Annotated in this window: 18 protein-coding genes; 12 read left to right on the top strand and 6 right to left on the bottom strand. The window is 72.9% G+C overall.

Translation table 11 applies throughout. From position 1 onward, the window contains the following. Positions 1 to 3: 3 nt before the first annotated feature. Complete coding sequence (locus AB0J72_RS09630) at positions 4 to 426, bottom strand: XdhC family protein (RefSeq protein WP_363396829.1); 423 nt, start codon at positions 424 to 426, stop codon at positions 4 to 6. Positions 427 to 474: 48 nt separating this feature from the next. Here AB0J72_RS09630 and AB0J72_RS09625 point away from each other — a divergent pair, with 48 nt between their 5' ends. The 6 genes from AB0J72_RS09625 to AB0J72_RS09600 all read left to right on the top strand — a co-directional run bounded on the left by AB0J72_RS09625 (position 475) and on the right by AB0J72_RS09600 (position 5,259). Beyond that, a complete protein-coding gene (locus AB0J72_RS09625) occupies positions 475 to 1,470 on the top strand; it encodes a permease (protein WP_363397119.1) in 996 nt (331 codons plus the stop codon). Between the two features lie 793 nt (positions 1,471 to 2,263). Next, positions 2,264 to 2,416 carry a hypothetical protein gene (locus AB0J72_RS09620; RefSeq protein WP_363396826.1) on the top strand — a complete coding sequence of 51 codons (153 nt, stop codon included), beginning with the start codon at positions 2,264 to 2,266 and terminating at the stop codon, positions 2,414 to 2,416. Positions 2,417 to 2,736: 320 nt separating this feature from the next. After that, complete coding sequence (locus tag AB0J72_RS09615) at positions 2,737 to 3,003, top strand: hypothetical protein (protein ID WP_363396824.1); 267 nt, start codon at positions 2,737 to 2,739, stop codon at positions 3,001 to 3,003. Between the two features lie 112 nt (positions 3,004 to 3,115). Next, the gene (locus tag AB0J72_RS09610; RefSeq protein WP_363396821.1) at positions 3,116 to 3,952 is read left to right on the top strand and encodes a TIGR03943 family protein; all 837 of its coding nucleotides are present in this window, start codon (positions 3,116 to 3,118) and stop codon (positions 3,950 to 3,952) included. A 33-nt stretch (positions 3,953 to 3,985) separates the two neighbouring features. Next, complete coding sequence (locus AB0J72_RS09605; protein WP_363396818.1) at positions 3,986 to 4,717, top strand: histidine phosphatase family protein; 732 nt, start codon at positions 3,986 to 3,988, stop codon at positions 4,715 to 4,717. Positions 4,718 to 4,770: 53 nt separating this feature from the next. Then, positions 4,771 to 5,259, top strand: coding sequence for a hypothetical protein (locus AB0J72_RS09600; RefSeq protein WP_363396815.1), 489 nt, complete (start codon positions 4,771 to 4,773; stop codon positions 5,257 to 5,259). A gap of 44 nt (positions 5,260 to 5,303) precedes the next feature. Here AB0J72_RS09600 and AB0J72_RS09595 read toward each other — a convergent pair whose 3' ends face one another. Beyond that, on the bottom strand, positions 5,304 to 6,485 hold the full coding sequence (locus AB0J72_RS09595) for a methyltransferase domain-containing protein (RefSeq protein ID WP_363396812.1): 1,182 nt from the start codon (positions 6,483 to 6,485) through the stop codon (positions 5,304 to 5,306). Positions 6,486 to 6,531: 46 nt separating this feature from the next. Here AB0J72_RS09595 and cobF point away from each other — a divergent pair, with 46 nt between their 5' ends. Beyond that, positions 6,532 to 7,287, top strand: coding sequence for a precorrin-6A synthase (deacetylating) (gene cobF / locus AB0J72_RS09590; protein WP_360566076.1), 756 nt, complete (start codon positions 6,532 to 6,534; stop codon positions 7,285 to 7,287). Here cobF and AB0J72_RS09585 read toward each other — a convergent pair. Both AB0J72_RS09585 and AB0J72_RS09580 read right to left on the bottom strand, forming a co-directional pair. Then, positions 7,284 to 8,213 carry a zf-HC2 domain-containing protein gene (locus AB0J72_RS09585; RefSeq protein WP_363396809.1) on the bottom strand — a complete coding sequence of 310 codons (930 nt, stop codon included), beginning with the start codon at positions 8,211 to 8,213 and terminating at the stop codon, positions 7,284 to 7,286. The two genes, cobF and AB0J72_RS09585, sit on opposite strands and share 4 nt — an antisense overlap. Then, on the bottom strand, positions 8,198 to 10,261 hold the full coding sequence (locus tag AB0J72_RS09580) for a ricin-type beta-trefoil lectin domain protein (RefSeq protein ID WP_363396807.1): 2,064 nt from the start codon (positions 10,259 to 10,261) through the stop codon (positions 8,198 to 8,200). Before AB0J72_RS09580 ends, AB0J72_RS09585 begins: the two co-directional genes overlap by 16 nt. Here AB0J72_RS09580 and AB0J72_RS09575 point away from each other — a divergent pair. The 5 genes from AB0J72_RS09575 (at position 10,226) to AB0J72_RS09555 (ending at position 14,572) form a co-directional block, all read left to right on the top strand. Continuing rightward, entirely contained in the window at positions 10,226 to 11,209 is a 984-nt protein-coding gene (locus AB0J72_RS09575) for a hypothetical protein (protein WP_363396804.1), read from the top strand. The two genes, AB0J72_RS09580 and AB0J72_RS09575, sit on opposite strands and share 36 nt — an antisense overlap. A 104-nt stretch (positions 11,210 to 11,313) precedes the next feature. Next, a complete protein-coding gene (locus AB0J72_RS09570) occupies positions 11,314 to 11,916 on the top strand; it encodes an RNA polymerase sigma factor (protein WP_363396801.1) in 603 nt (200 codons plus the stop codon). Continuing rightward, positions 11,913 to 12,929 (top strand): CU044_5270 family protein, encoded by a 1,017-nt coding sequence (locus AB0J72_RS09565; RefSeq protein WP_363396798.1) that lies wholly within the window; start codon positions 11,913 to 11,915, stop codon positions 12,927 to 12,929. The genes AB0J72_RS09570 and AB0J72_RS09565 overlap by 4 nt, the downstream gene beginning before the upstream one ends. 93 nt (positions 12,930 to 13,022) lie before the next feature. Continuing rightward, complete coding sequence (locus tag AB0J72_RS09560) at positions 13,023 to 13,820, top strand: SAM-dependent methyltransferase (protein WP_363396795.1); 798 nt, start codon at positions 13,023 to 13,025, stop codon at positions 13,818 to 13,820. Next, positions 13,817 to 14,572 (top strand): metallophosphoesterase family protein, encoded by a 756-nt coding sequence (locus AB0J72_RS09555; protein WP_363396792.1) that lies wholly within the window; start codon positions 13,817 to 13,819, stop codon positions 14,570 to 14,572. The genes AB0J72_RS09560 and AB0J72_RS09555 overlap by 4 nt, the downstream gene beginning before the upstream one ends. A 35-nt stretch (positions 14,573 to 14,607) precedes the next feature. On the opposite strand, the gene AB0J72_RS09550 is transcribed toward AB0J72_RS09555, so the two are convergent. Beyond that, entirely contained in the window at positions 14,608 to 15,495 is an 888-nt protein-coding gene (locus tag AB0J72_RS09550; protein ID WP_363396789.1) for an NAD(P)H-binding protein, read from the bottom strand. 55 nt (positions 15,496 to 15,550) lie between these two features. Then, positions 15,551 to 16,678, bottom strand: a complete 1,128-nt coding sequence (gene dusB, locus AB0J72_RS09545; RefSeq protein ID WP_363397116.1) for a tRNA dihydrouridine synthase DusB — start codon at positions 16,676 to 16,678, stop codon at positions 15,551 to 15,553. Positions 16,679 to 16,849 lie beyond the last annotated feature (171 nt).

Here is a 16,849-nt window from a genome sequence, read left to right as displayed (position 1 = left end):
CGCTTATTGGAAGTCGGTTCCGCCCGGTCGGCCGTTACGGTCGGCGACGAGCCCGGCGAGGGTCGCGAGCGCGATCTCCGGCGGCGTCCTCGAGCCGATGTTCAGGCCGATCGGGCGGTGCACCCTGGCGATCTCGTCGTCGGGGACACCGAGGCCGCGCAGGGCTTCGACGTGCGGTCCGGGGTGCCTCGGGTTGCCCATCACGCCGATCCAGCGGGCCGGCGAGGCGAGGGCGTCGCGCAGTACGGCACCCAGCTCCGGCCGGTCGTGATCGGTGACGACCACGTCGGTGTCGGCGTCGACGACCACGCTCTCGAGGTCCGGGTCGGCCAGGGCGACCCGGAAGCCGAGCGTCGTCGCGAAGTCCAGCAGGTGCGCGGCGACCGGGGTGTCGAACACCGCCACCAGTGCCCGTGTTGTGTTCATGCGGTTCGCCGAAGTGTCATACCTGGACGGTAGCCTCCAGGCGTGACGATGACACAGGAGCCGTCTTCTCCGGCTGCCGCCGCTCGACCGCGGCGGCGGAGGGTCGGTTCGGTCGAGATCCTCGCCGCGCTGCTCGTGCTGGTCGTCCTGTTCCGCGACCCGCTCACCGAGTCGCTGTCGGCGCCGGCGCTGCAGACCTGGCTGACCGTGTTCGTGTCCGTGATGACCCAGGCGATCCCGTTCCTCGTCTTCGGGGTCGTGCTGTCGGGCGTCATCGCCGTCTTCGTGCCGCCGTCGTTCTTCGCGAAGGCGCTGCCGAAGCACCCCGCCCTCGCCGTGCCGACCGCGAGCGTCGCCGGTGTCGTCCTGCCCGGCTGCGAGTGCGCGTCCGTGCCGGTCGCCGGCGCCCTGGTCCGCCGCGGCGTGACCCCGGCGGCCGCGTTCGCGTTCCTGCTCGCCTCGCCCGCGGTCAACCCGATCGTCCTCGTCTCGACCGCCGTCGCGTTCCCGGGCCAGCCGCGGGTCGTCGTCGCCCGCGCCCTCGCCAGCCTCGTCGTGGCGTGCCTGATGGGCTGGCTGTGGCAGGCGTTCGGCAAGGGCAGCTGGCTGCGCATGCCCTCCCGGGCGCACCTCGACGGGATGCGGAAGTGGCCGGCGTTCTGGGCCAGCGTCCGCCACGACGTCCTGCACGCCGGGGGTTTCCTGGTCATCGGCGCCGCCGCGGCCGCCGTCATCGCCGTCGCCGTGCCCAAGTCGTGGCTCGCCGGCCTCGCCGCCGACCCGTTCGTCGCGATCCTGGTGCTCGGCCTGCTCGCCGTCCTGCTGTCGATCTGCTCGGAGGCCGACGCCTTCGTCGCCGCCTCGCTGACCCAGTTCTCGCTGACGGCCCGCCTCGCCTTCATGGTCGTCGGCCCGATGATCGACCTGAAGCTGTTCGCCATGCAGGCCGGCATCTTCGGCCGCGGCTTCGCCATCCGCTTCGCCCCGGCCACGTTCGTCCTCGCGGTCGCCGTGTCCGCCCTGGTCGGGACAGTCCTGCTATGACCACGCCCGCCCGCTCCACCACTCCACCTTCGCCGCCGCCCGCCGCGCCGCCCACGCTGCTGCCCGCGGACGGTGGCCGTGGCGGTCGTGGTTGGGGCGGCGCTGTCGCGACCAGGTCGTCGAGGTCTGCCGTGATGTCCGCGTCGGTGCCCGCTGTGCCGCCCGTGGTGGTGTCTGCGGATGAGGGTCGCGGCGTTCGTGTCCGTCTTGGTCGGGGCGGCGCTGTTGGGACCAGCCCGTCGAGGTCTGCCGTGACGTCCGCGGCGGCGCCCGCTGTACCGCCCGCGGTAAGGGTTGTGGTCGGCGGGTCCGCTCTAGCCGGGGCGGTGCCGCTGTGACCACGTCGTCGAGGTCTGCTGTGACGTCCGCGGCTGGTGCCGCCGTGACGGTCACGGTGGTGCCTGCGGGCGGGGCTTGTGGTGGTCGTGTCCGCCTTGGTCGCGACGGTGCTGGCGTGACTGGCCAGTCGAGGGCTGCCGTGCCGCCCGTGTCGCCGTCCGCGTCGGCGCCTGCTGTGCCGCTCGCGGTGGTGCCCGGAGTGGCGCGCTGGTCCGGAGGTCGCGGTTGCTGGGTCCGCGCTGGTCGGGGCGGTGCTGCTGACGACTCTGCCGCGCTCCGCTGTGACGCCTGCGGTGGCGTTCGCTGTGATGCTCGCGGTGGGGTTGTGGTCGGCGGGTCCGCGCTGGTCGGGGCGGTGCCGCTGTGACCACGTCGTCGAGGTCTGCTGTGACGTCCGCGGCTGGTGCCGCCGTGACGGTCACGGTGGTGGCTGCGGGCGGGGCTTGTGGTGGTCGTGTCGACCTTGGTCGCGGCGGTGCTGCCGACCACGCCGGCGGTGCTCGCTGTGCCGCCCGCGCCGGCGCTCGCTGTGCCGCTCGCAGTGGTGCCCGCTGTGCCGCTCGCAGTGCCGTTCGTGGTGGTGCCCGGCGTGACGCTCGGGTCCTAGGGTGTGGTCGCTGGGGCCACTCCGTTTGGGGCGGTGTTGTCCTGAACACGTCGTCGAGGTCGGCCGTGCCGCCTGCGTCGGGGGTCGCCGTGACGCCCGGTGTGACACTCGCGTTTGGGGTCGCGGCTGAGTCTGCTCTGGTTGGGACGGTGCTGCTGTGACCACATCGTCGAGGTCCGCAGTGGTGTCTGCGTCGGCGCCCGCTGTGCGGCTCGCGGTGGCGCCTGTCGTGACGCTCGTGTCCGGGGTTGAGGTCGCTGGGTCTGCTCTGGTCGGGGCGGTGCCGTTGACCCACGCTGCCGCGATCCGTGGTGGCGTCCGTGCCGGCGCTCGCTGTGCGGCTCGCGGTGGTGCCTGGCGTGTTGCTCGTGTCTGGGGTGGCGGTCGCCGTGTCCGCTTCGGTCGGGGTGGTGCCGCCGACGACTCTGCCGCGCTCCGGTGTGATGCCTGCGGTGGCGTTCGCTGTGATGGTCGCGGTGGGGGTTGTGGCCGACGGGTCCGTGTTGGGCGGGGTGGTGCTGCTGGGAGCGCGCCCTTCAAGGCTGCTGTCGTGGGTGCGGTGGGGCTTGCGGGTGGGACTGGTGTGATGGCTGCGGTGGGAGGGTGGGCGGTCGGCAGTGGGCGGGTCATGGGGCGGCGGTCCGTAAGGACGGTCATGAATGCGGAGAGAATGTCGGCGACGGGCGGGACGGTGCTGGTGTGAACAGGCAGGCGCAGGCGGTCATTCTGCTGCTCGTCGGTGGTGCGGTGCTGCGGGCCAGCCTCACCGACCAGTACCTGAACTATGTGAAGCCGGGGTTGCAGCCGTACCTGATCCTGTCGGGGGCGATCCTGGTGCTCGCCGGGGGCTTCTCGCTCTGGTACGAGCTGCGCCCCGCCAGGGCCGCCGTCGCGGGGAGTGCAGCCGGCGTGTCGGGGGGTTCCGTCGGTGTTCCGGAGGGTGCGGCCGGCGTCTCGGCGCACGACGGGCACGAGCACGACAGCCACGGGCACGAGGGCCACGGGCACGGGCAGGATGACGACGGGCATGGGCATGGCAGCGGTGGGCCGAAGGTCGCGTGGCTGTTGCTGCTTCCGGTGTTCGGGCTGTTGCTGGTCGCGCCGCCTGCGCTCGGGTCGTATGCGGCCGGTCGGTCGGGGGCGGCGTTGGTGGCGAAGTCCGACTTCGCGCCGTTGCCGGCCGGTGACCCGGTCAAGCTGACCATGCTCGACTATGCGTCCAGGGCCGTGTTCGACCGGGGTACGTCGCTGGGGGACCGGCGGGTCGAGCTGACCGGCTTCGCGATGCGTGGGCCCGGTGGCACCTGGCTTCTGGCCCGGATGATGGTCAGCTGCTGCGCCGCCGACGCACGTCCCGTCAAGGTTGCCATGGCGGGCCAGTTGCCCGACGGGCTGCGCGACGAGCAGTGGCTGCGGCTCACCGGCACGTACACCGACCGTCAGCTGAAGGACACCGTCAACGGCGAGACCATCCCGTTCATCGAGGTGTCGGGCTCGACCGTGATCCAGGCCCCCGCCGAGCAGTACGAGTCCTGACCGAGCCGACGTCCAGAGAAGAGGCATCCGGAGATGGAAGCGAAACGGCCGGCGTTGCTGGTGCTCGTGCGGCATGCCGAATCGGCGCGTAACCAGGCGAAGAAGGGCAGCGTCTACTTCGCCGACGACGCGGCGCGGCAGGTGGTGCGGGGTGTGCCGGATCACCTGATCGAGCTGACGGCCGACGGGCGCAAGCAGGCGGAGCAGACGGGGCACGCGATCCGGGAGCGGTTCGGGGTGTTCGACTACGTGTACACCAGCGGGTACGCGCGGACGGTGCAGACCGCTGAGGGACTGCTCGCGGCGTATCCGGCGGCGGAGCGGGAGCGGATGCGGGTCCGGACCAACATCTTCGTGCGGGAGCGGGACCCGGGCTTCGCCTACGACATGACGACGGCGGAGGCGGAAGCGGCGTTCCCGTGGCTGAACGAGTACTGGCAGACGTTCGGCGGGTTCATGGCGCGGCCGCCGGGCGGGGAGAGCCTCGCGGACGTGACGGGGCGGGTGCACACGTTCCTGGACACGCTGTTCCGCGACCGGGCGGGGCAGAAGGTCATGGTGGTCACGCACGGCGGGACGCTGCGGTGCTTCCGGTTCCTGCTGGAGCGGTGGGGCTACCAGGAGGCGCAGCGCTGGCCGGAGGGTCAGACGCCGGCGAACTGCGGTGTCACGACCTACCGGGTGGCGGAGTCCGGCGACCGGCTGGAGCTGGAGGACTACAACCGGGTCTACTGGACGGTCGGCTCCGCCGCCGACGGGATGTGAGGCCCACAGCGCCGATCGTGCCGGTGTACCGTGTGCGCGTCGATGGGGGAGAGATGCGAATCAGCTTCACGGTCGAGCCGGATCCGGGTCGGGCGCGTCGAGCCATCAGGGCCACCATGGGCGGCAAGCTGCTGCGCATGTACGTCCTCGGGGCGGTCCTCGCCGCTGTCGGGATCGTCATGTTCGCCAATGACGTCGCGTCGGGTGCCGCGCCGGCCGCGATCGGCGCGGGGGTGTTCTGCTTCCCGTGGCTCGTCTCGCGTGCTGCGGCGCAGGCGAAGACCGGCCTGCTCGGCGAGACGGTGACGTACGACCTGACCGACGTCGACGTGCAGGCGCACACCAAGAGCCTCAACGTCGGGTACACCTGGGAGTCGGTCCAGGCGGTCAAGGAGACCCCCGAGTTCTGGATCCTGACCGTCGCCAAGATCAACCCGCTGGTCCTGCCTTGGACGGAGCTGCCGCCGGCCGCCGCCGCCGAGGCCAGGGCGTTCCTGGTGGCGCGTGGCCTCCTCGCCGCCAACCACATCTCCACCCCGTGACGCGGCCGTCCGCCCGCCGGCACTGACCGGGCGGCGGGGCAGCGTCAGGAGCCGCCCTCGCCGTCGGACGGCTTGCGTACGCGCAGGGGGAGGCGGTCGGCCAGGGCGAGGAAGTGGTCGGCGGCGTCGTCGTAGGTGGTGAGATGCCAGCCGGACAGGGTGGCCGTCGCGGCCAAGGGGGCTTCGGCGAGAGGGTCGTCGGGGCGGAGGACGCGGCCGTGGCGGGCGGCGAGGGCGGCGCGGCCCGTTGGGTGGAAGAGCACGAGGCGGCCGCCGGGCTTGGTGACCCGGGCGAGTTCGCGCAGGCCGTCGACGGGGTCCGGCAGGTGCATGACGAGACCCGCGGCGAACACGGCGTCGATGCTTCCGTCGGCGAAGGGCAGCCGGCCGGCGTCGGCGAGGACCAGTCCGGTGTTGCCCTTCTCCCAGGCCTTGGCGAGCATCTGCGGCGTGTGGTCCAGGCCGACGACCGTGCCGGACGGGCCGACCGCGGTGCGCAGGGCAGGCAGGGCGCGGCCGGTGCCGCAGCCGGCGTCGACGACGACCCCGCCCGGTGGCAGGCCGGCGGCCTCGACGGCGGCGGCGTACGCGGGCAGGTCGTCGCCGAACTTCGCGTCCCACGTGCCGGCGCGCACGCCGAAGAACGCGCGGGACTCCACGAGGTGCCAGCGGCGCCGGTCGAGCAGTCGCGGGTCGACGTGCCGGATCACGGGCCACGCGGGGTCGTGCAGGTCGACGACGACGTCCGCCGTGTCGCCCCGCGCGCCGTCGGCGGCGTGCTCGCGCCGCGAGGTGCGCAACCAGACCACCACATCCCACCCGCCCGGCGCCCCCGCCCGAGCCTCAGCCCCGTCGGCGACGAACACCTCGCCGCCGGCGCCCACCGAGCCGGTGGTGGCCGCTGAATCGGTGGCGCCCGCCGAGCCGGTGGCGCCCGCCGAGCCGGTGGCGCCCGCCGAGCCGGTGGCGCCCGCCAAGCCGGTGGCGGCCAGCGGACCAGCGGCGGCCAGCGGACCAGCGGCGGCCAGCGGACCAGTGGCGGTCGGTGAACCAGTGGCGGCCGGTAAGCGGGTGGTGGGGCGGCCGGCGGCGCGGAGGGCGGCGGCGAGGCGGTCGGCCACCGGGCCGGTCGTGGCGTCCGTGCCGTCGACGACCACCGTCACGCGGCCGGCGGGGACGGACTCCACGAGGAGGGTCATGACCTCGTCCCAGCGGTCCTGTGTCATCGGTCCATCATGCAGAGGGGCGGGCGGGGCCTGACATCATGGGGCGGTGCGGAAGGTACTGATCATCGGAATCGGCGCGGGCGACCCGGAACACGTGACCGTGCAGGCAATCAATGCCATGAACGCGGTCGATGTGTTCTTCGTGCTGGACAAGGGGGACACGACCGCCGACCTGACCGGGGCGCGGCGGGAGATCTGCGACCGGTTCGCGACGGAGCGGGAGTTCCGGACGGTGGTCATCGCCGATCCGCCCAGGGACAGGACCGCGGCCGACTACGAGGGTGCGGTGCGGGACTGGCGGGACGAGCGGGCCAGGCTGATCGAGGAGGCGCTGCTCGCCGAGCTCGGTGAGGACGGGGTCGGCGGGATCCTCGCCTGGGGTGACCCGGCGCTGTACGACGGCACGATCCGCATCCTGGACACGATCGCCGCACGGGGCAACGTGGCGGTCGGCTACGACGTCATCCCGGGCATCACCAGCGTGCAGGCGCTCACCGCCCGGCACAGGATCATGCTGAACCGGGTCGCCGGGGCGGTGCACATCACCACCGGGCGACGGCTCGGCGCGGGCTGGCCGGAGGGCTGCGACGACGTCGTCGTCATGCTGGACGCGGACCTCGCCTGCCGGGCGTACCGGGACGAGGACGTCGACATCTACTGGGGCGCGTACCTCGGCACGCCGGACGAGCTGCTCGTCGCCGGGCGGCTCGGGAAGGTGATCGACGAGATCGAGACGGTCCGGCGGGAGGCCCGCGCCCGCAAGGGCTGGATCATGGACACGTACCTGCTGCGACGGGTCTAGGCGGCCCGGTCCCCGAAAGCGGCGGGCCGGTCCCCGGAAGCGGCGGGCCGGTCCCAGGAAGGGGCGGCCCGGCCGAGGCGGGAGGCAGGCCCAGGCACGAGGCGCAGCGGCGCCGGCGCGGAAGCGGGCGGCGGCGGGACCTCGTCGAGCGCGGGCGGGCGGCCCCAGCGGCGCGGCGGGCGCCGGCGCTCCGACGGCGGGCCGGCCGGGTCGAGGGCGGGCCGGGACAGGGCGAGCACGATGGCGTAGCCGGCGAGGACGAACCCGTGACTCACCAGCCGCGTCGTCTCGACCGCGCCGGCGAGCAGGTCGTTGGCCGACAGCAGCGCGAGCAGGGCCACGAACGCCGTCAACATCGGCAGCGCGCCCGCCGGGGTGGCCCGCCGGGTCGCGATCCAGGCGAAGCCGGCGCCGATCGCCACGTTCCAGGCCGCCGACTCGTGGAACACGTGGCCGGCCTGGTGCGCGTGCGCGGTCGCGGCGTTCGCGGCCTGGGCGATGCCGAGCAGGAACTGCGCCGCGCCGAAGGCACCGAGCAGCACCCGCAACGCGTACACCAGCCGCGACCGCCTGAAGAAGGACCGTCCGCGAACAGCCGCCGGGACAAGGGACCGCGCCCCGGAAGGATGGTCGGAGAAGCCCGCCAGCAGGCGCTCCGCCGGGATCGGCGCGGCGTGCAGGGGTTGCAGCCGGACCAGCCGCGTCGCCGCGACCGCGTCCCGCTGAAACTGCCGGCACCCGCCGCAGTGCGACAGGTGCGCGTCGACCAGCGCCGGCGCGACCGGCTCTTCCTCACCGTCCATCCGTGCGGACAGCGCTTCCCGGAACCGCATGCACTCCACGGACGGGTAGTCGCCGCCGGCGTCCGGAAAGTTCCCGGTGCCGGCGGCGACCGTGGGCGCCACCAGGATCAGTGCACGATCCACTTCTGGGCGTCGGTGCCGTTGCAGGTGTAGATCTGCAGGCGGGTGCCGTCGGCCGTGGCCGAGCCGGGCACGTCCAGGCACTTGCCGGACTGCGGGTTGATCAGGGAGAAGTTCGGGCCGATCCGCCACTGCTGCGCCGGCCCCTTGTTGCACGAGTACAGCTGCACCAGCGTGTTGTTGGCGGTGCCGCTGCCGGTGACGTCGAGGCACATCGCGGCGATCTGGATCTGCCCGTCGCCCAGCACGGTCCACGCCTGGGAGGTGTACCCGCCGTTGCAGCCCCAGAGCTGGACCGGGTTGCCGTTGGTGAACAGGCCGCGGTTGTTGTCGAGGCACTTGCCGGCGAACGCGGACCGGATCGGGCCGGTGTCGCTCGCGTCCAGCGTCCAGGACTGGTTGGCGGTGCCGTTGCAGTCCCAGATCCGCAGCGCCGAGGCGTTCGCCACGGTGCCGACGTCCAGGCAGCGGCCGGACTGCGGGTTGACCAGCGCGTTGCCGGTCCCCGGCTGCCACTTCTGCGCGCCGGAGCTGTTGCAGGTGTAGAGCTGGACGGCGGTGCCGTTGGCGGTGCCGCTGCTCTTGACGTCGAGGCACATCGTGCCGAGGCGCAGCGCGCCGTCGCTGGTCAGCGTCCACCACTGCGACAGCGGCCCGCCGTTGCAGCTGTACAGCTGGATCGGGTTGCCGGCGGTGGTGGCGCTGCCCTTGTTGTCCACGCAGTAGCCGGCGTATGCCGACTTCAGCAGGCCCTGGTTGCCGAGCTGGTTGGTGACCGCCGCGGCGAGGGCGTTGGCGCCGGTGTTGAGGCGGGCGTCGAGCGCGGTGCCGCGCGAGTCGGCCCAGAGGTCGGGCCTGCCGTCGGTGTTGATGTCGGCGCCGGTGACGGCCGGGACCGTGTTGGCGTCGAACCCGCTGGCGGCGTAGACGACCGGGGTGTCCGTGCCGGCCGGGGTGCCGGTCGCGGCGTCACCGGTGTAGAGCTCCAGCTTGCCGGTCGCGTCGGTGCGGGCGAACAGCGCCGGGTTCGTGCCGTTGACGGTCGCGGCGATGGTGCGGCCGGTCCACCCGGAGGAGATCAGGATCGGCGCCTCGAAGTTGCCCGGCGGGAAGCCCGGCGGGTAGAGGTACAGGTTGTCGCCGACGATCGCGTACAGGTCGGGCAGCGGTGATCCGGTCACGCTGGGCAGCGGCGAGACCACCACCTGGTCGACGGTCTGGTTGCCCTCGCTGCCGTCGACGGTCGGCAGCATCACCCTGATCCGGTCCAGCGCGTCGAAGGGCGCGCCGTCGCCGTTGCCGGGCAGCACCGTCACGTTGCCGTCGGCGTCGCTGACGGGCAGCTTGATCAGCAGGTCCTGCACCCCGTCGCCGGTGAACTCGGTCGCGGTGGCCGTCGCGCCGGTCCAGTCGCGGACGCTCGCGGTGCTGCCGGCGCCGCCGATGCCGTCCGCGCCGACCTGGACCGGGGTGCCGAGGTGGCCGGCCTTGTCGGTGCCCGGGTGCAGCCAGGCGCCCGGCCGGAACACGGTGCCGACCGCGATCTGGTCCGGGATGCCGTCGCCGGTGAAGTCGCCCCAGACGGCGGGCTGGGCCGGGGCGTCGGTGGTGAACCGGTAGGCCGTGACGGCGCTGGGGTTGCCGGCGCCGTTGATGCCGTAGACGTAGAGGATGTTCGGCCCGAAGTACCGCGGCGTGAGCGTGACGCTGGTCGGGCCGGAGGCCGCCGCCTGGACCAGGGTGCCGCCCTTGAACGGGCCGTACTGGCCGGGGATCGTGGCCGGCGGCGCGGCGTTCAGGCTGTACACGTAGCTGATCGGCAGATCGCTGCCGGCCTGGGGGGTGAAAGTGAAGGCCGCGGCCGTGCCGATCGGCGGCCCGGTCGAGTCCTCCGGGTAGGTGGCGGACGCGACCACCGGCGCCGCCGGCTGCTGCTTGTTCACCTTGAACTGGCAGGTGGCCGTGGCCGCGCTGGTGTCCTTGCCGTCGTAGGCCTTCACGTACCACTGGTAGGTGTGCCCGTCGGTGAACTGGCTGGCCGCGATGGACACGTTGGCGGTCGCGACCCGATCAACCGGGCGGATCCGGCCGGCACCGACTACTACGACTCGCAGACCCCGTGCGCGAAGTACGACTGCGGCCCCGGCAACTACGACCGGTCCGAGAACGCTTCCCCGAACGCGACGAACAAGCCCGAGAACGGCTGGCGGCCGCCGCCGCGCAAGCCCGCGGAGCCGGAGTCGCCGGCCCCGAAGCCCAAGAAGAAGAGCCGCTGCGGCTGGCTGTCGGCGGTGTGCCACGCGGCGAAGAAGGGCTTCGACGAGAGCGTCAAGTGGGCCCAGAACCACTCCGACGTGGTCGGCCTGGCCGCCGGCATCGGCGTCGGCGTCGGCTGCGCCGCGCTGACCGGCGGTGGCGGGGCGATCGTCTGCGGCGCGCTGGGCGGCATGGTGCAGGCCGCTGTGGTGGGCGGGCTGGAGATGAGCAAGCCCGGCTCCAACTACGGCTGGGGTGACCTCGCCAAGGACGTCGTCGTCGGCGGGCTCATGGGCGCCGCCACCGGCGCGATCATGCCGGTGGGTGGTGCCCTCGGCAAGGGGCTCGGCGGAGGGGTGCTGGAGCAGGGCTCCAAGGTGTTCACCAAGAGCGTCGTCAGCGGCACCCGTACCGCGCTCGGCGAGGTCGGCAAGGACAGCCTGAAGGCGCTCAAGAACCTGGGCCCCAAGAACGTCGGCAACTTCGTGAAGGGATCGGGCCACGCCATCAAGGCCGAGTTCAACGCCCTGCGGGCGAAGGCCGGCGGTTCGGCGGTGAAGGGGCTCGGCAAGCAGGCCCTGGCGATCGGCAAGGACTACGGCAAGGGCCTGTTCACCGACGGTGCGATCGTCCCCGCGCTGCTGTCCGGCATCATCCCCCAGGCCAGCGGCGACTTCGGCGACGGCAAGTCCTTCCGCTGGCAGAACGCGCTCCCGCAGTGGCTGGGCGGACCGTTCACGTGATCTGAGAAGTACCGTTCACGTGATCTGAGAAAGTCGGGAACCGTCTCTCGGCTGTCGGGCAAGTACCAGGTGTACTGACCGACAGCCGAGAGGCCTGATGTCCGATGACCAGACCAACCGAGACGGCGGTGGCCACCGAACCGGTGGGCGACGCCGTGATCATCGCGCGGTCCAAGGATGAGCCCGAGCTCTTCGCACTGATCTTCCGCCGGCACGCGCCGGTGATCCAGCGGTACGTGACCCGCCGCCTCGGCCCGTCCGTCGCCGAGGACGTCTGCGCCGACGTGTTCCTCGCGGCGTTCCGGCAGCGGCACCGCTACGCCGTGGATCGGCTCGACGCCCGGCCGTGGCTGTTCGGCATCGCCACCAACCTGGTGGGCCGGCACCGGCGCGCCGAGATCCGGGCGCTCAAGGCCCTCGAACGCACCGGCGTCGACCCGGTGACGGAGGCGTTCGAGGCGTCCAGCGACGCGCGGCTGGGGGCGGGGGCCGTCAACCGGCGGCTCGCGGCGGCACTGGCGGCGCTGCGTCCGGTGTACCGCGACGCGCTGCTGCTGGTCGCGTGGGGCGACCTCACGTACGAGGAGATCGCGGTCGCGCTCGGCGTGCCCGTGGGAACGGTGCGGTCCCGGGTGAACCGGGCTCGAAGCAGGATGCGCGCGGCACTCGGCGGGGCGGACCCGACATCCATTCAGGAGGACCTGTGAACGACCTGCAACCACTGCGCGACTTCCGCAGCGAGGTGCCCGAGATGGCCGACGTGACGGGTGCCGAGCGGGCGTTCGTGACGGCGATGCGCACGGCGGCGCCGCGGCCCCGGTCGCACCGGCCGCTCATCTTCGCCGCCGGGCTCGCCACCGCGGCGGCCGCCGTCGCCGTGGCCGTCATGATGACCTCGGCCCCCACGCCCGCGCCGCGGGTGGCCGGCGGGTCGCCGGCGACGCCGGCCACCGGCTCGTCCGCCCCGCAGGCCGTGAAGATCAAGCCCGTCTCGGTCGCGGAGCTGCTCGACCTGGCGGCCGCGGCACCCGGCGCGATCAACCCGGGACCGGGCCAGTTCGTCGTCACCGAGTCGCTGATGTCCGACATGGCGGAGCTCGGCGAGGGCGGGCGCTTCCTGTACGCGATGAAGGTCACGACCTGGGTCGCGTCCGACAACTCGAAGCCGGGCGTGTCCAGGACCGAGCAGCTGGAGCCCCGCCCGTACCCGGGGCAGCCGCTCCCGGCGAACCTTCCCAAGGCCGGCAGCGTCGACGTGCGCGTCCTGTGCCCCGTGAAGGGCGACGTGACCCGGCAGGACTACGCGTACTACGCCACCCTGCCCACCGACGCCCAGGGCATGCTGAAGGTCTTCGCCCGGTTCCCCGGCGGCGGCGCCGACAAGAACCACTACCTGTGGAAGGCCGGCATCGAGCTGGCCGCGGCCCCGATGCCCGCGGCGCAGCATGCGGCGGTGTTCCAGGCGCTGAAGCTCATCCCGGGCGCCGTGCTCGTCGGCGACGCGCAGGACACCGCGGGCCGCACCGGCACCGCCGTCGGCCGCGTCGGCCCCGACGGGTGGCGCCGTGACCTGATCTTCGACCCGGTCACGTTCGCGTTCCTCGGCTCGCGGACCGTCAACGAGACCGGCGCCCAGGTCGGCGGCACCGCGCAGCTGTCCGTGACCGTGGCCGACGCGGCACCGCCCGCGCAGCCGGGGCCGAAGCAGGAGGGCTGCTGACAGTTGAACGGGGGGCGGGCACGGGTGCGGCACGAATCGACTAATCTCGGCGGCATCGACGCTTCGACGTCGCTCACGGTGAGGGGGTCGGTCGTGACCGGACAGGACCGGATCGACACGACGGTGCCGCACCCTGCCCGCCGCTACAACTACTGGCTCGGCGGCAAGGACCACTTCGCCGCCGACCGCGCCTCCGGCGACGAGATCGCCGCCGCGTTCCCGACCGTGCGGACCGCCGTCCTGGCCAACCGGGCGTTCCTGCGCGGCGCCGTGCGGTTCCTGGCGCAGGAGGCCGGTGTCCGGCAGTTCCTCGACATCGGCACCGGCCTGCCCGTCCCGGACAACACGCACGAGATCGCGCAGCGCGCCGACCCCGCGTCCCGCGTCCTCTACGTCGACAACGACCCGATCGTGCTGACCCACGCGAGGGCGCTGCTCACCGGTACACCCGAGGGAAAAACCGCCTATCTGGAGGCGGACCTGCGCGATCCCGCCGCGATCCTGGCCCACCCGGACCTGCGCTCCACCCTCGACCTGGACCAGCCGGTCGGCCTGCTCCTCGTGGCGATCCTGCACTTCATCCACACCGACGCCGAGGCGCTGCCGATCGTGCGGACCCTGCTGTCGGCGCTGCCCTCCGGCAGCTACCTGGTCGCCACGAACGCGACCGTGGACTTCGCCGACGAGGCGGGCGCAGCCGCGTACCGGGCGATGTTCGCCGCGGGCCGCACCGACGGCTACGCCCGCACCGCGGCGGAGTTCGGCGCCTTCTTCGAGGGCCTGGACCTCGTGCCGCCGGGGATCGTCGCGGTCAGCGACTGGCGCGACGCCTACCCCGACGCCGCCCCCGCGGACGTCGCCATGTACGCGGCGGTGGGCCGCAAGCCGTGACCCCCGCCCGGGGCCGGGTCGCCGTGCTGTCCGACGTGCACGCCAACGTGCCGGCCCTGGAAGCGGTGCTCGCCGAGCCCGACGTGGCCACCGCCGACCTCGTCGTCTTCTGCGGCGACCTCACCTGGGGCCCGGAACCGGCCGCCACCCTCGACCTGGTCCGCGCCCTCGGCCCGCGGGCGCTGTGCATCCGCGGCAACGCCGACCGCGCCGTCCTCGAGCTCGCCGCCGGGACCCGCACCCCGTCCACGCCCCGCGAGGCGTGGATGCTCACCCGCCATCCACCCGAAGCGGTCTCGTGGCTCGCCGGCTTCCACTTCACGGCCGTCGTCGACGTCACCGGCCTCGGCCCGGTCCGCTGCTGCCACGGCTCCCCGCGCGCCGACACCGAGCTGGTCACCCCCGCCACCCCCGCGACCCGGATGGCCGCCCTCAGCGCCGGCGTCCCCGAGCGCGTCCTCGTCGGCGGCCACACCCACCTGCAGTTCGACCGCACCGTCGGCGCCCTGCGCAGCGTCAACCCGGGCAGCGTCGGCCTGCCGTACCACGACGGCACCCCCGGCACCGCCTACTGGGCCCTGCTCGGCCCCGACGTCTCGCTGCGCCGCACCCCGTTCGACGTGGACAGGGCGGTCGCCGCCACGTTCGCGTCCGGCGACCCGAAGGCCGAGACGATCGCGGACCTGCTGACCAACCCTCCCGGCGTCGCCGAGTTGACGGCCCACGCCGAGGCCCTGGAGTTCTCCGACTGAGTCTCTGGGGTTTGGGGTTCTCCGCCTGGCCGCGGTCACACCCCGGCGCCGGCAACGGCGACGGCGTCGCGGACGGCGGTGGACGGGCGGCCGAGGATCGCCTCGACGTCGTGGGTCAGCCGGTCGTACCGGCCTTCGCGGTGCAGCTTCGCCATGGTGACCAGGTGGTCGCGCAGATGCTCCGGCACCCCGAGCGGCGTCAGCGTCTCGTCGATCCACTGCCGCATCGGCACGTCGACGTAGGCGACCGGCCGCCCCACCGCGGCCGCGATCTCCGCCGCCATCGCGGTCATGTCCTGCGACCGCGGGCCCGTCAGCTCGTACACCTTCCCCACGTGCGGCCCGGGCCCGCCCAGGATCGCGGCGACGACCTCCGCGACGTCACGCGCCGCGACCGGCGAGGTCCGCGCCTGCCCGAACGGCAGCCGCAGCTCCCCACCGGTGACCCTGAAGAGCGGGTTCTCGAGGAACACGGTCGGCCGCACGTGCACGACCGGCAGCCCCGACCAGTCCAGCACCCGCTCACCCAGCAGGTGCATCCGATGTTGCGCCGATTCCCCGGTACTGGTGAGCGTCATCTCCGACACCGTCATCTGCGACATGTTGACCAGCACCTCGAGCCGCCCCACCTCCCGCGCCGCGGCCGCGACGGTGACGGTCGCCTGCAGGTAACCCGCCGACACGCTCATCCCGAAGTACACCCGCCCACACCCGTCGAGCGCCCGCACGACGTCCCCCGCGTCCGTGAGGTCCCCGGCCACGACCTCGGCCCCGGTCGCCCGCAGCGCCTCGGCCCGCCCGTCCTCCCGGTGCACCATCGCCCTGACCGGCACACCACGCTCCCGCAGCAGCTCCACAACCCCCCGCCCGACGGACCCGACCCCACCCGCCGCCCCGGTGACCAACACCGTCTCCCGCGCCATGCCCCCATGCTCGTCCCCGCCCACACCCCCACCGCCACCCCCGGCGAATGGTCCCTCAGCCGCCGGAGTCGTCGAGTTCGGCGCCTTCGGGGATGGTGTCGTCGTCGGGGGTGGCGAGCCAGTTCTGGGGGAGGATGACCTTGGCGGGGGTGCCGGTGCGGCCTCTGGGTTGGCCGAGGATCTCGCGGGGGAAGGGGATGTCGGGGTCCAGTTGGGACAGGAGGGCGCCGAGTTCGTCCAATGTGGATGAGGTGGCCATGGCGGAGCGGAGTTCGCCGCCTACCGGGAAGCCCTTCAGGTACCAGGCGACGTGCTTGCGGAAGTCCGTCACGCCTTCCTTTTCCTTGCCCCACCACTCGACGAGCAGTGTTGCGTGGCGGTGCATGAGGGCGGCGACCTCGCCCTGGGTGGGGAGCTTCCGGTCGGAGCGGCCGGCGAAGGCGGCGGCGAGGTCGGCGAAGAGCCAGGGGCGGCCGAGGCAGCCGCGGCCGATCACGACGCCGTCGCAGCCGGTCATGGCCATCATGCGCAGGGCGTCCTCGGCTTCCCAGATGTCGCCGTTGCCGAGGACCGGGATGTCCAAAGTGGACTTGAGTGAGGCGATGGCGTCCCAGTCGGCTGTTCCGGAGTAGCGCTGGGCCGCGGTGCGGGCGTGCAAGGCGACCCACGCCACGCCGGCGTCCTGGGCGATGCGCCCTGCGTCGAGCATGGTGACGTGGTCGTCGTCGATGCCGATGCGCATCTTGATGGTCACCGGTAGGCCCTGAGCGCCTTCGACGGCCGACGTCACGATGTCGCGGAACAAGCGCCGCTTCCAAGGAAGCGCCGAGCCGCCGCCGCGGCGGGTCACCTTGGGCACCGAGCAGCCGAAGTTCATGTCGATGTGGTCGGCGAGGTCCTGCTCGACGACCATCTCGACGGCCTTGCGGATGGTGGCGGGGTCCACGCCGTACAGCTGCAGGCTCCGCGGCTTCTCCAGGGCGCCGAACTGGATCATGCTCAGGGTCTTGGGGTTGCGCTCGACCAGGGCGCGGGTGGTGATCATCTCGCAGACGTAGAGGCCGGCGCCCTGCTCGCGGCAGAGTTGCCGGAAGGCGACGTTGGTGATGCCCGCCATGGGGGCGAGCACCACGGGCGGGTCGACGACATAGGGACCGAGCTTCAACGTCACGCCTTTGAGCATGCCATGCCGGGCGCCCCGGATCGCGGGTGGCAGCGCGCACAAACGATGCTCGGACGTGATCGAAAAGCGGGGAGACGGAGCAGGTCCAAGCGTCACGACGTGCGGGAATGCGGAAGCCGTAAAACGGACACGAAACGCAACGATGCGCGAAGGTGCTTGGTGGAGCGCTCC

Source organism: Dactylosporangium sp. NPDC049742 (assembly GCF_040674675.1).
Lineage (GTDB): Bacteria > Actinomycetota > Actinomycetes > Mycobacteriales > Micromonosporaceae > Dactylosporangium > Dactylosporangium maewongense.
The sequence above is the reverse complement of the archived record's forward strand: the minus strand, read 5'-3'. Positions and strand labels throughout refer to the sequence as shown.